Raw genomic sequence first — 13,040 nt, forward strand, 5'->3', positions numbered from 1 at the left:
GCCCCGCCCCCGTCCCGCACGGGCCGCCGGATCGGCCTGATCATCGCTTTGGTGGTCGTGCTGTTGCTCTGCCCCTGCCTCGGCCTGGCCGGATGGGGAATCTGGCGGGCGACCGACGACGGCGGCTCGGCCGCGCCGGCGGTGACCACGCAGGCGGTGCCGACGGACGAGCCGAGCGACGAACCGACGGCCGCTCCGACCACGGCCGAGCCGAGCCCGACCGAGGACGACGACCAGGACTTCGCCAGGGGCGACTGCGTGGTGAACGACGGCACGGACGCCGACGCCGACCTGCGGAAGGTCCCGTGCGGGCCGGACACGTACGAGATCCTGCTGCGCATCCCCGGCACCACGAACGGCGACCGGTGCAAGAGCGCGTCGCCGAACGCGACCGCGAACTTCGTCAGCGACAACCCGATCAACGCCCTCGACTACGTGCTCTGCCTGAAGAAGCGCACGAGCTGAAGGCGCGCCGAGCTGAGCCGGCCGGTCACCGGGAAGATCCCGGGGGCCTGCTACCCGAAACTAGGGCTGTCTAGCGTGGACGCTAGACAGCCCTAGTTTTTCCTCGACGGCCGGCGACACGCCGGTAGCGTCCTCTACGGACGTCTAGCCCCGCAGCTAGACGGCCCGATACTGTGCGATTCGTGGATCCGGTCCGCAACCCGTATGCCCCGGGCGCCGGCCAGCGCCCGCCCGAGCTCGCGGGGCGGGGGCGGGAACTCGACGTCTTCGACGTCGTCCTAGAGCGCATCGCGCGGGGCCGTCCCGAGCGCAGTCTGATGCTCACCGGCCTGCGCGGCGTGGGGAAGACCGTGCTGCTCAACACCCTTCGCTCGCAGGCGATCAACCACCTCTGGGGCACCGGCAAGATCGAGGCGCGGCCGGACCAGTCGCTGCGCCGCCCGATCGCCGCCGCGCTGCACATGGCGGTGCGGGAACTGGCGCCCCGGCACCGCGCCCCGGACCGGATCGACGCGGTCCTCGGGGTGCTGAAGGCGTTCGCCCAGCGGACCGCGCCGACCGGGCGGGCGGGTACGGCCCCGAAGCTGCGCGACCGCTGGCAGCCCGGCATCGACGTGCCGGCCGCGACCGGCCGGGCCGACTCCGGCGACATCGAAATCGACCTGGTGGAGTTGCTCAGCGACGCCGCGGCGGTGGCCGCCGACGTCGGCACCGGCATCGCCATCTTCATCGACGAGATGCAGGATCTCGGCCCCGAGGACGTCTCGGCGCTCTGCGCCGCCTGCCACGAGCTGTCGCAGCTCGGCGCGCCGCTGATCGTGGTGGGCGCGGGCCTGCCGCACCTGCCGGCCGTGCTCAGCGCGGCCAAGTCGTACTCGGAACGGCTGTTCCGCTACCAGCGCATCGACCGGCTCGACCGGATCGCCGCCGACCAGGCGCTCTGCGCGCCGGCCGAGCGCGAGCAGGTCGAGTACGAGCCGAAGGCCCTCGACCTGCTCTACGAGAAGTCGGGTGGCTACCCGTACTTCGTCCAGGCGTACGGCAAGGCCACCTGGGACCATGCGCCGCGCTCCCCGATCACGGACGCGGACGTCCGGGTGGCCGCCCCCGAGGCGGAGGCGGAACTCGCGGTCGGCTTCTTCGGTTCCCGGTTCGAGCGGGCCACGCCGGCCGAGCGCGAGTACATGCGCGCGATGGCCACCCTGTCCCTGGTCGAGGGGGACGCGGAGGGCCGGGACGACATGGACGCGGCCGTGCCGACCGCCGAGATCGCCCGTGCGCTCGGGCGCAAGCCGGCGAGCCTCTCGCCGGCGCGGGACGCACTCATCAAGAAGGGGCTGATCTACTCCGGTGAACGCGGCACGGTCGCGTTCACCGTCCCGCACTTCGGTCGGTACCTGCGCACTCAGCCCGTCTGACGACGGCGCACCGCACCCGGCCCACCTGACACGGGAACCGGCTGCGGTCAGACCTTCGACCAGGGCGGCGGGAACAGCACCTCGCCCCGGGGCACGAGGCCGTCCCCACTGGCGCCGGCGGGCAGGACCAGCGCCTGCCACGGATCACCCAGGCCGGACCACGGGCTGGTGAGCCCCATCCGGTCGGCGCGGGTGAACCCGAACCGCCGGTAGTACGCCGGGTCACCGAGCAGCACCACGAGTCGCTCACCCAGCTCGGTGGCGGCGTCCAGGGCTGCCTGCACCACGGCCGTGCCGTGCCCGATCCGCTGCCGGTGGGGTGCGACCGCCACCGGGCCGAGGGCCAGCGCCGGAACGGGGTGATCGTCGCCGCGGACCTGGACCCGGGTGAGCAGGGCGTAGCCGACGACCTCGCCGCCGTACTCGGCGACCATCGCCAGCTCGGGAATCCAGGCGTCGGTGCCGCGCAGGTCCTCGACCAGCCCCACCTCGGGCGGTGTCGCCACGTCCGGGCGGGCGAACGCGGCGGTCAACACCCGTCGGACCGGGCCGGTGTCCGCCGGACCCTCGGGACGCAGCCGCAGAGTCGTCACCCGCCGAGGTTACCCGCCGGGCAGCGTCCACCAGCAACGGTCACCCCGATCGGCGTGGCGCACGCGGGTCATGGGCGCGTCCGCGACGTCCACGTACACCGATCGGATCGGGCCGTTGCAGGGGTGGCCGACCCCGCGACGGGGTATGACTGGTTTATGACACCCGTGCGTTCCCTCGCCCGCGTCATGTTGAGCGGCATCTTCGTGGTCAACGGCGCCCGCAGCCTCCAGCACCCGGGCCAGCTGGCGGCGGCGGCGAAGCCGGTCACCGACCGGGTGACCCCGCTGCTCCAGCAGATCTCCCCCCGCATCCCCACCGACACCGAGACGCTGATCCGCGCCAACGCGGCCACCCAGCTCATCAGCGGCCTGATGCTGGCCACCGGGAAGTTCACCCGCCCGGCCGCGCTGGTGCTCGCCGGCACGCTGATCCCGACCACTGCCGCCGGCCATCCCTTCCGGAACAGCGACGACCCGGCCGAGCGGACGCACAACCAGGTCCACTTCCTGAAGAACCTCGGGCTCCTCGGCGGGCTGCTGCTGGCCGCCGCCGACACGGAGGGGAAACCGGGCCTGCGGTGGCGCGCCGGTCACCGGATCGGCCACTCGCGACGGTCGGTGACCCGGGCCGTCCGGACCGCCCGCCGCGAGGCCCGGATCGCCGTACGCTCGGCCGCCACCGCCCGTCGACTGCCCGGCTGACCTGCTTCGCAGCCCCCGCTGGCACGGTCCCCACCCCCACAAGGCCACGAATTACCTGAACCGCCCGGTAGGCGTTAACGCGGTGGAAATGTAAAAAACCAGTGTGGGATCGGACACGGTCGCATAACGCGGGAGGCATCAACGTGAGGTGCCGTTCTAGGCTCCGTGCTGGACCTGGACGGGTAGGACGACCTTGGTATGGGGGTGGCCACGCCATGCCGGCGACCGTCGGACGACGGATGGACCGCCTCGCTCCGGTCCGCCGCGCGACCCGTGGGGTCGACCGCAGGACCGTGGTACGGGCCGGTGTCGTGGCCACCGTCGCGTACGCCGCGTGGCTCGCGATCGGCGCCTTCGGACGGCCGTACAACTTCTTCGACATGAAGATCTACCACGGCGCGGTGGTGTGGTGGGCGAGCGGCAACGAGCTGTACGACTTCATCGCGCCTTCCACCACGCTCGGCTTCACCTACCCCCCCTTCGGCGCGCTGGTGATGCTGCCCATGGCGCTGGTGCCGGTGGACGCCGCCGGCTGGCTGAACGCGCTTGCCAGCATCGGCGCGCTCGCCCTCGTCCTGGCCGGGCTGCTGCGACCGATCGTCGACCGGCTGGGCTGGCCGCTGTGGTACACGGTTGGCATCGCGACGCCGATGGCGATCGCCATCGAGCCGGGGCGCGAGACTCTCGGCTACGGGCAGGTCAACCTGCTGCTGTTCGCCCTGATCATGGCCGATTTGATCGGGCTGCGCTGGCGGGCGAGGCGAGGCACCCGGTTCGACCCAGAGACCGGGCCGCTGCGGCGGTTCGTGTTCAGCGGGGCGTGGGCCGGGGCCGGCATCGGCCTGGCCACCGCCGTCAAGCTGACCCCGGCGCTGTTCATCGCGTACCTCATGATCACCCGGCAGTGGCGGGCAGCGGCCACGGCGGTCGGCACCACGATCGGGGTGACCCTCGCCGGGTTCGCGCTCGTCGGCACCGAGTCGCGGGCGTACTTCGGCGGCGTGCTCTGGCAGACCGAGCGGGTCGGCGCGGCCGACATGACCCCGAACCAGTCCCTCGCCGGCCTGCTGGCCCGGCTCTACGACTCGATCGAGACCCCCGGGCTGCTCTGGCTGTCGTTCTCGGTGCTGATGCTCGCGCTCGGGCTGTCCCGGGCGGTCAGCGCGCGCACCGACGGCGACGAGCTGACCGCGTTCACCCTGGTCGGGCTCACCGCGAACGTGGTCAGCCCGATCTCCTGGTCGCACCATCTGGTCTGGGTCATCCCGGCGGTCGTCGTCCTGGCCGACGCCGCGGTACGCCGCCGGGAGGCGAGCCGGAGCCTGGTGCAGCGCCCCGGCCAGGCGTCGTCCTACGGTGGGCCGCCCGGGGTCAACGGGCTGCGCCCGCCGATCTGGTATCCGACGTTGACCGGCCTACGGCACGGCGTGGCCGCGGTGGGGCTCTACCTGCTGTTCCTGATCTCGCCCATCTGGCCGTACGAGCACCAACTCCCCGAGGTGTCGCACTACCAGGACGGCCTGTTCGGCGCGCTGATGGAGAACTCGCTGGCCGTGGCCCTGATCGTGCTGGTCGCCGCGCTGCCATGGCGACCTGGTGCCGAGCCGGCCTTCTACGCCGATCGGTTCGGCCGCGCCGCCCAGGTCACCGGCCGCCGCTGAGGCCGGCCACCGGCCACCGGCAGGGCGGGGCACCGCCGTCGGACGGCCATGCGTGGACACCCGCCGTCAGGGGCAGTTGACCCACTCCTCGGTGCCGTCGGCGAACACCTGCCGCTTCCAGATCGGCAGCCGCGCCTTCACCTCGTCGACCAGCCGGGCGCAGGCGGCGAAGGCGGCGGCCCGGTGCGCGGTGCTCACCGCCGCCACCAGCGCCGCGTCGCCGATGGCGAGCGGGCCGACGCGGTGCGACACGGCGACCGCGTAGACGTCCGGGTCGGCGGCCACCTCGGCGGCGACCTCCCGGAGCACGGCGGCCGCGCTCGGGTGTCCCTCGTACTCCAGACTGGTCACGGCGCGGCCGTGGTCGTGGTCGCGGACCACGCCCTGGAACGACACCACCGCCCCGGCCCGCCGGTCGGCGACCGCCGCCTCGTGCGCGGCCAGGTCCAGCGGCTCGGCGGTGACCGTGCCGAAGACGGTCGACTCCTCGATCGTCACCGGGCACGCCCTCCCGCGAAGAAGCCCGTCACCAGGACCGCTCCCCCGGCACCAGGGGCAGCGGCACGACCGGCACCCGCGCGCCCGGCTCGCCGGTCGTGCCCGGCCGGACGACCGCGAACCCGTCGGCGCCGGCCAGCCCGCGCAGCATCGCCGACCCGACGTGCCGGACCGGGTGGGCGGTGCCGGCGACCCGGTCCAGCCGAACCAGGGCCAGGTGGGTGTAGTCGCCGCGCCCCGGCACCGCCTCGGCCAGCGTGGCGTGCGGCAGCACCGGCATCGGCCGGCCCTGTAGGCCGGCCAGCAGCGGCGCGACCAGCGAGACCAGCGCGACGATCGCGGACTGCGGATTGCCGGGCAGGCCGGCGACGAAGCGGACCCGGCCGTCCGGGTCGACCAGCCGGGCCAGCAGCATCGGGAACCCCGGGCGGACCGCGACCGTGTTGACCACGTAGTCCGCGCCGAGCGCCTCCAGGGTGGGGTGCAGGTGGTCGACCGGGCCGTGCATCGTCCCGCCGGTGGTGCAGACCAGATCGGCGGTGGCCAGCGCCGCGCGCAGGGCCGCCACGTGCGCCGGCAGGGTGTCCGCCACCGGGCCGACCACGTCGGCCGGGCGCACCTGGCAGCCGTACCGGTGCAGCCACGCCGGCACGGCCGGCCCGAGGGCGTCGCGGACCCGGCCGGCGGCCGGCACTCCCGACGTCAGCAGCTCGTCGCCGAAGACCAGCAGCGCGGCGCGGGGCGGCCGGCGCACCCGCAGGGTGTCGTGCCCGCAGGAGGCGGCCAGGCCGATCACCGCCGGGTCGACCGGGGTGCCCGCCGGGAGCAGTTCCTCACCGGCGTACGCCTCCTCGCCGGGATTGCGCCACTCCGGGTTCGGCCGGGGGGTACCGGCGACCCGGCCGTCGGCGGTACGGCTGGACTCCTCGACCCGCAGGATCGCGGTGACCCCCTCGGGCACCATCGCGCCGGTGGCGATCTCGACGGTGGTGCCGTCCTCGGTCAGCGGGGCCGGGCTGCCGCCGGCCAGCACCCGCCCGACGACCCGCCACGGCCCGTCCCCGCGCACCGCCCAGCCGTCCACGCTGGAGGTGGGAAAGGCGGGCAGGTCGGTGCGGGTGGCCAGCGCCTCGGCGAGGGTGTGCCCGTCGGTGTCGGCGAGCGGCCGGCCGACGGCGGGCAGCGCGGCGGCGAGGCCGGCGGCGTACACCCGGGAGCGGGCCTCCTCCCAGCCGACCGACGGCGGTACGGCGACCTGTTCCGCGGCGGACGCGGTTTCCGTGCTCACCGGGCGAGCCTATCGCCGGCCGGTGGGGCCCGCCCCGCCAGTGGTTGCGCCGTCCCACGCGCGCGGCCACTGGTCGTCGGGCCCCCGGGCACCGCCGGGCCGAGGTTGGCCAGGTCCGGGCACCGGCGGACCGGGTAGGCCGAGGTGGGCCGGGGTGGATCGCTCAGTGGTCGCCGCCGCGGAGCTGGTCGACGGCGTGGGTCAGGATCGGGCCGAGTACGGCGAGGCCGTCGCGGGCGCCGCCGGTGGAGCCGGGCAGGTTGACCACCAGCATCCGGCCGACCACCCCGGCGACGCCCCGGGAGAGCGCCGCCGTCGGCACCCGGTCCCGGCTGTACGCGCGGATCGCCTCGGCGATGCCGGGGATCTCGTGGTCGAGCAGCGCACGGGTCACGTCCGGGGTGCGGTCGGTCGGGGTGATCCCGGTGCCCCCGCTGGTCAGCACCACGTCCATCCCGTCGGTCAGGGCGGCCCGCAGCGCCGCGCCGACCGGCTCCCCGTCGGGCACCACCACGGGGTCGTCGACCTGGCAACCCAGCTCGCGCAGCCCGGCGACGAGCAGCGGTCCGCTGGTGTCGGCGTAGACCCCGGCCGACGCGCGGTTGGAGGCGACCACCACCCGGGCGCGGATCACGGCCGGTCCGCCGGTCGCTGCCACAGGCCGGTCTTTCCGCCCTCCTTGCGCAGGACCCGCACCGCGTCGACCGACGCCGCCGGGTCGACGGCCTTGACCATGTCGACCAGGGCGAGTCCGGCGACCGCGACGGCCGTCAGCGCCTCCATCTCCACGCCGGTACGGTCGGCGGTCCTCGCGGTGGCGGTGATCTCGACGGTGTCGTCGGTCAGCGCGAACTCGACCGTCACGCCGTGCAGCGCGATCGGATGGCAGAGCGGGATCAAATCGGAAGTCCGCTTCGCGCCCATGATGCCGGCAAGCCGGCCGACGGCGAGCGCGTCGCCCTTGGGCAGCCCGTCGCGGCGCAGCAGGTCGACCACCTCGGTGGTGGTCCGCAGCCGGCCGGCGGCCGTAGCGAGCCTGCCGGAGACCGCCTTGGCGGAGACGTCGACCATACGGGCCGCGCCCGCCGCGTCGACGTGGGTGAGCTGCCCGGGATCCGTCACGGTCGTGAGCCTATCCTCCGGGCGGTGCGCCTCCGGTCGCCGACGGTGGGTGTCCGCAGGGAATCTGTAGGGCATCGATTTTCCCACGGCCCCCCGGCATAAGGTCGCAAAACAGATCAAAGTGGCATCAAATCGCAGGCCAGGCGGCCGACTAAAGGCGACGCCCAGACAATTCATTGAACTCAGCGAGCACCACGCGACGAACCGGCACCCGCACGTGGAGTTACTGGACAGACCGGGGAGAGACGAATGGGAAGCGCGATCCGATAATCATGGCAGAACTCCCAAAAGCAGCGCGGTGAGTTTCCGGACAGAGACGGTGAGTAACAGAAACCGTAAGCCTTGCCGCATACTGCGCATATGGACACTTAATCGCCCGAACAACCACGAAACGCCTTAAGATTCTGCGCATCAGCCAAGCCCGGACAGCAACGGCCGACGAAGGACCTGAGACGAAAGGTGGGACCATGAAGGCGCACGACTGGCTCTGATCGATACTTTCTCTGAGGCCTGACCGGCCGTAAAGTTCCGAGATACGCACTGCCAGGAATCATGAACGGCAGAGGGACGAAACGTGACTCGGACCACCAGACACGACAGTGAGACCGATCGGCGGCTTCTGCTGCTTGTCGGTCTCGTCGTGTTTCTCGCCGCAGCCGCCGTCGCGCTGAGCGTGTACCGAATCGCCTCCGGCGGACCGCCCGGCAACCGGGAACTCGTCCAGGCGTCGACGGTCGTCTTCCTCGTGGCGGTGGCGGCAACCGTCAACGTTCGAATCCGCATCCGGGCCACCACGCACGGCGTCTCCTGGACCGAGGTCGCGGTGCTCGTCGGGCTCGCGGTCGCACCGGTTCCCTGGGTGATCCTCGCCACGGGGCTGGGCGTCGGTGTCGCCCGGGCCCTCGTGCGACTGGTGCCCCTCAAGCTCGCCTTCGGCGTCGCCAAGGACACGGTGACGGCGACAGCCGGCGGAATCGTGCTGCTGCTGTTCGATTGGACCTGGCCCATCACCGGCGCGTTCGGCCGGACGATCTGGGCCCTCGTCGCGGCGTACCTCGTGGTCGTCGTCCTCGACGAGGCGCTGACCTTCCCTGTCATCGGCCTCGCCACCCGCACCCGGATCCGCGACCTTTTCCGCGAGCACTACGACCTGCGGATCACCAGCGCGATCGCCCGGTTCCTCGTCATCGTCGCCACCCTGCTCATCCTCAACAGCAACCCCAGCTTCCTGATCGTCGTGCCACCGCTGGTGCTGAGCCTGCACCTCACCTACTCCAGCCGGGTCCGCAACCGGGCCGAACGCGACGCGTGGCAGCGACTGGCCCGGACCACCGACGCGCTCAACGTCGTCGACCTCGACAAGGTCCTCACCACCGCCGTCACCCAGGCCGCCGAGCTGTTCTCCGCCGACGAGGTCGAGATCGGCCTGCGCGAGCCCGGCCGGACCGTCCGGGGTTCCGCCGGCACCCTCACGTACGACGGGCCGACCGAGCGCAGCGGCACGGTGGACGGGTCGGTGATCTCCGCCCGCCTGGAGGGACACGACCGCACCGTCGACGTCGGCACCCTCCGCCTGCGGTTCCGCGGCCCCGTCCGGCTCTCCGAACGCGAGCAGTACACCCTGCGTACCTTCGCCTCGGCGCTGTGCACCGCGGTCCGCAACGCCCAGGCGTACGCCGAGCTGGCCCGCGTCGCCAACGAGCACGCGTACGCGGCGACCCACGACATCCTGACCGGCCTGGCCAACCGGCGGCACCTACTGGACCAGGGCAGCGAGCAGCTCAACGCCCGGTACGCCGACGGAGTCACCGCGCTCGTCCTGATCGACCTCAACCACTTCAAGGAGGTCAACGACACCCTCGGCCACGCCGCCGGCGACCAGGTGCTCATGCAGGTGGCCGACCGGCTGCGCGGCGCCGCCCAGGGCGGCGACCTGGTGGCCCGTCTCGGCGGCGACGAGTTCGCCGTGCTCCTGCGCGGCCTGCCCGCCCCGGCGGTGGCCGCGCACCGGGCCGAGGCCCTGCTCGCCGCGCTGTACGAGCCCCTCGACCTCGACGGCATGCGGATCAGCGTGGAGGCCAGCGGCGGCATCTCCGTCGCGCCGGCCAGCGGCGGGATGCCCGAGCTGCTGCGCCGCGCCGATGTCGCGATGTACCAGGCGAAGCGCGCCGGCCAGCGGATCTCCACCTACGCGCCGACCCGGGACACCGCCGACCTCGGCCGGCTCACCCTCGGCGGCGAGCTGCCCCGGGCGGTCGCCGACCACGAGTTCACCGTCAACTTCCAGCCCATCGTCGACCTCTGCACCGGCGAGGTGACCAGCGCGGAGGCGCTGGCCCGCTGGCACCACCCGGTGCACGGCGTGATCGACCCGCTGCGCTTCCTGCAGGCCGTCGAACGCTCCGGCCTGCTCCCCGCGTTCGCCGAGGCGATCCTCGACCAGGCGCTCATCGCCGCTGGCACCTGGCGCGCCGCCGGCTTCGACCTGCCGGTGGCGGTCAACGTGTCGCCGCGCAGCCTGCTCGACGCCCGATTCCCCGGCTCCGTGCTGGCCCGGCTGCGCGCCCACGACCTGCCGCCGGACCGGTTGATCCTGGAGCTGACCGAGACGCTGACCCTCAGCCAGCTCGACGTGGTCGACCGGGTGCTCAGCCGGCTACGCGACGAGGGCGTCCGGCTGGCCCTGGACGACTTCGGCACCGGCTACTCGTCCCTCTCCCTGCTCTCCCGCATCCCCGTCCACGAACTCAAGATCGACCGCAGCTTCGTGTCGGCCATGGAGGGATCGGCCGAGGCCGCCGCCGTCATCCGGTCCACCCTCGACCTCGGCCGCAGCCTCGGGCTCACCGTGGTCGCCGAGGGAGTGGAGAGCGAGCCGCAGCGCCGCGCCCTCTGGGAGCTGGGCTGCACCGCCGGGCAGGGCCACCTATTCGGCCGCCCCGTGCCTGCCGGCACGCTCCTGTCCACCCTGCACCGCGGCTTCGGCGGCCGCACCGGTGCCCTCGCCCCACCGCTGCACGACGCGGGTGCCGTGCTCCGGCTCCGCGCCGGGCGCCGGCAGGGCGGCCGGGGACGGCCAGAGCGTCTGCCACACTTGCCCGCGTGACCGTCGCCGCCGACCGGACCGCCCGCACCCCCGCGATCTGGCGCAGGATCGACCGAGCCGCCGGCGGCCTCGCCCTCGACCTCGGCCTGTACGCCGTCTCCGCCGCGTTCGCGGCCGTCACCGCCGCCACGTCCACCCTGCCCCCGCACCGCGCCTGGGGGGCCGTCGCCGCGTTCGGGTACCTGCTCGCCGCGCTCGCCGTCGCCGGCCAACTGGCCGCCCGCCGCCGGAACGCCGCCGCGCCGCTGGCCGGGCTGCCGGCCCGCTGGGCGGTCACCGGATTCGCCTGGGCCGCCACCACGTTGTTCCCGCTGCTCCTCCAGAGCGCGCAGCGGGCGGGCGGCCGAATCGACCGGGCACAGGAGGAGGTGGTGGTCGTCGAGCACAGCGGCAACCGCCTCGTCGAGACGGGCACGCCCTACCTGGGGCACGACGCGATCGCCGCGCTCCCCGCCGACGACCGGCTGCTCGGCTACACCCCGTACCAGCCGGGGATGGCCCTGTTCGGCCTACCGCGCGCCGCCGCCGACGGCTGGTGGACCGACGCCCGGGTCTGGTTCGCGCTCGCCACCGCCCTGTTCCTCGCCCTGGCGGTGCGTGCCCTGCGATCCGGCGATCCGGCCGCCGCCGGCGACCGGCCGGCGGCGGTGCTGCGCGGCATCCAGGCGGCGACCGTGCTGCCGATCTGCGCCCTGACCCTGGCCACCGGCGGTGACGACCTGCCGGTGCTCGCCCTCTGCCTGCTGGCCCTCGCGCTCGCCGCCACCGACCGGCCGGGCCGGGCTGGGCTCGCCATCGGGGCGGCGGGCGCGCTGAAGCTGTTCGCCTGGCCGGTCGCCCTCGTGCTGATCGCCTGGGCGGCCACCCGACGCTCCGCCGGAAAGCTCGCGCTCGGCGCGCTCGGCCTGCCGGCGCTCGCCCTGCTCCCGGCGCTGCTCGTCGACCGGGACGCACTGGTCGAGAACGTGCTGCGCCTGCCGCTCGGTCACGGCCTGGTGACCAGCCCGGCGCAGTCCCCGTTCCCCGGCCACCTGATCGCGACCGCCCTGCCCGCCGGGCGGGTGGTCGCCGCAGCGCTGCTCGTCGCGGCCGGGGCGGCGATCGCCACCCGGCTCCTGCGCCGCCCGCCCCGCACGGCCGCCACCGCCGCCCTGATCTGCGCGTACGGGCTGCTCGCGGCGATCCTGCTGATGCCCGCCACCCGCTTCGGGTACCTGCTCTACCCGGTGGCCCTGCTGGCCTGGGCATCCGCCCTGACCCGTCCCGCGCCGGACGCCGTCGCCACCCTCACGGGGGGCTTCGCCGCCGACCGCCGGCGCGGCCGGCCGCCAAGGCGTACACCTGAGGTATGACGACGACCTATCGCGACCGGGAAGACGCCGGCCGGGTCCTCGCCGACCGGCTCGCCGGCCTGGTCGGGCGGCGCGACGTCACCGTGCTCGGCCTCGTCCGGGGCGGCGTGCCGGTGGCCCGGGTGGTCGCCGAGCGACTCGGCGTCCCCCTCGACGTGCTGGTGGTCCGCAAGCTCGGCCTGCCCCTGGCCCCCGAGGTGGCCTTCGGCGCGCTCGGCCCCAACGGCGTACGGGTGCTCAACGAGACGGTGGCCGCCCGGCTCGGCCCTGGGGATGTCGCCGAGGTGCAGCGCCGCGAGCAGGCGGAACTGGAACGCCGCGAGCGCCGTTACCGGGCCGGCCGCCCCCCGCTCGATTTGACCGGCCGCACCGCCGTCGTCGTCGACGACGGTCTGGCCACGGGGGCCACCGCCCGCGCCGCCGTCCAGGTGGCCCGGCGACTCGGCGCCAGCCGGGTGGTCGTCGCGGTGCCGGTCGGCTCCCAGGAGGCGTACGAGATGCTCGCCGCCGAGGCCGACGAGGTCGTCTGCGCCGAGCGGCCCGCCGACTTCGGCGCGGTCGGCGCCTACTACGAGGACTTCCACGAGGTCGCCGACGACGAGGTGACCGACGCGCTGGCAGCGATCGGGTGACTTCACCGGGTACCTTCGGGTAATGCAGCTCACCTGTCCTAAGTGTCACGGAGACATGCGCCAGTACGAGCGCAGCGGAGTCGTCATCGACCAGTGCGGCGAATGCCGGGGGATCTTCCTCGACCGCGGCGAACTGGAGAAGTTGTTCGAGGCCGAGGCGAACTGGAACCGCCAGCAGTCGGTGGTCGCCCCGAACCCGACAC

At 73.8% G+C, this 13,040-nt stretch carries 13 protein-coding genes; 8 read left to right on the forward strand and 5 right to left on the reverse strand.

Features of this window, described 5'->3' with window-relative positions; translation table 11 throughout:
- Window positions 1–30 precede the first annotated feature (30 nt).
- Entirely contained in the window at window positions 31–465 is a 435-nt protein-coding gene (locus E1258_RS22805; RefSeq protein WP_371688665.1) for a hypothetical protein, read from the forward strand.
- Window positions 466–647: 182 nt separating this feature from the next.
- A complete protein-coding gene (locus E1258_RS22810; protein ID WP_132404715.1) occupies window positions 648–1,883 on the forward strand; it encodes an ATP-binding protein in 1,236 nt (411 codons plus the stop codon).
- Window positions 1,884–1,930: 47 nt separating this feature from the next.
- Here the strand turns inward: E1258_RS22810 and E1258_RS22815 are convergent, their stop codons facing one another.
- Window positions 1,931–2,476, reverse strand: coding sequence for a GNAT family N-acetyltransferase (locus tag E1258_RS22815; RefSeq protein WP_132404717.1), 546 nt, complete (start codon window positions 2,474–2,476; stop codon window positions 1,931–1,933).
- 156 nt (window positions 2,477–2,632) lie between these two features.
- Between E1258_RS22815 and E1258_RS22820 the strand changes: the two genes are divergently transcribed.
- Both E1258_RS22820 and E1258_RS22825 read left to right on the forward strand, forming a co-directional pair.
- Window positions 2,633–3,178: a DoxX family protein gene (locus tag E1258_RS22820; RefSeq protein ID WP_132404719.1), complete on the forward strand. Its 546-nt coding sequence runs from the start codon at window positions 2,633–2,635 to the stop codon at window positions 3,176–3,178.
- Window positions 3,179–3,393: 215 nt separating this feature from the next.
- The gene (locus E1258_RS22825) at window positions 3,394–4,839 is read left to right on the forward strand and encodes a glycosyltransferase 87 family protein (protein ID WP_132404721.1); all 1,446 of its coding nucleotides are present in this window, start codon (window positions 3,394–3,396) and stop codon (window positions 4,837–4,839) included.
- A 66-nt stretch (window positions 4,840–4,905) separates the two neighbouring features.
- Here the strand turns inward: E1258_RS22825 and E1258_RS22830 are convergent, their stop codons facing one another.
- The 4 genes from E1258_RS22830 to moaC all read right to left on the reverse strand — a co-directional run bounded on the left by E1258_RS22830 (window position 4,906) and on the right by moaC (window position 7,747).
- Window positions 4,906–5,337: a molybdenum cofactor biosynthesis protein MoaE gene (locus E1258_RS22830; protein ID WP_007073778.1), complete on the reverse strand. Its 432-nt coding sequence runs from the start codon at window positions 5,335–5,337 to the stop codon at window positions 4,906–4,908.
- Window positions 5,338–5,365: 28 nt separating this feature from the next.
- Complete coding sequence (locus tag E1258_RS22835) at window positions 5,366–6,625, reverse strand: molybdopterin molybdotransferase MoeA (protein WP_132404723.1); 1,260 nt, start codon at window positions 6,623–6,625, stop codon at window positions 5,366–5,368.
- Window positions 6,626–6,788: 163 nt separating this feature from the next.
- Entirely contained in the window at window positions 6,789–7,259 is a 471-nt protein-coding gene (locus tag E1258_RS22840) for a molybdenum cofactor biosynthesis protein B (RefSeq protein ID WP_036377202.1), read from the reverse strand.
- The gene (gene moaC, locus E1258_RS22845; protein WP_132404725.1) at window positions 7,256–7,747 is read right to left on the reverse strand and encodes a cyclic pyranopterin monophosphate synthase MoaC; all 492 of its coding nucleotides are present in this window, start codon (window positions 7,745–7,747) and stop codon (window positions 7,256–7,258) included. Before moaC ends, E1258_RS22840 begins: the two co-directional genes overlap by 4 nt.
- A gap of 574 nt (window positions 7,748–8,321) precedes the next feature.
- On the opposite strand from moaC, the gene E1258_RS22850 reads away from it, so the two are divergent.
- From E1258_RS22850 to E1258_RS22865, 4 genes are all read left to right on the forward strand, one after another.
- Window positions 8,322–10,853, forward strand: a complete 2,532-nt coding sequence (locus E1258_RS22850) for a bifunctional diguanylate cyclase/phosphodiesterase (protein WP_132404727.1) — start codon at window positions 8,322–8,324, stop codon at window positions 10,851–10,853.
- A complete protein-coding gene (locus tag E1258_RS22855) occupies window positions 10,850–12,205 on the forward strand; it encodes a glycosyltransferase 87 family protein (protein ID WP_132404729.1) in 1,356 nt (451 codons plus the stop codon). Before E1258_RS22850 ends, E1258_RS22855 begins: the two co-directional genes overlap by 4 nt.
- Window positions 12,202–12,837: a phosphoribosyltransferase gene (locus tag E1258_RS22860; protein ID WP_132404731.1), complete on the forward strand. Its 636-nt coding sequence runs from the start codon at window positions 12,202–12,204 to the stop codon at window positions 12,835–12,837. The genes E1258_RS22855 and E1258_RS22860 overlap by 4 nt, the downstream gene beginning before the upstream one ends.
- 22 nt (window positions 12,838–12,859) lie before the next feature.
- On the forward strand, window positions 12,860–13,040 hold a 181-nt coding region (locus E1258_RS22865; RefSeq protein ID WP_165949872.1), incomplete at its 3' end, for a zf-TFIIB domain-containing protein.

Source organism: Micromonospora sp. KC207 (assembly GCF_004348615.1).
Lineage (GTDB): Bacteria > Actinomycetota > Actinomycetes > Mycobacteriales > Micromonosporaceae > Micromonospora.

Coding starts and splice junctions, on each gene's coding strand:
- E1258_RS22820 (WP_132404719.1), top strand. CDS start 2,633: ATGACACCCGTGCGTTCCCTCGCCCGCGTCATGTTGAGCGGCATCTTC.
- E1258_RS22825 (WP_132404721.1), top strand. CDS start 3,394: ATGCCGGCGACCGTCGGACGACGGATGGACCGCCTCGCTCCGGTCCGC.
- E1258_RS22860 (WP_132404731.1), top strand. CDS start 12,202: ATGACGACGACCTATCGCGACCGGGAAGACGCCGGCCGGGTCCTCGCC.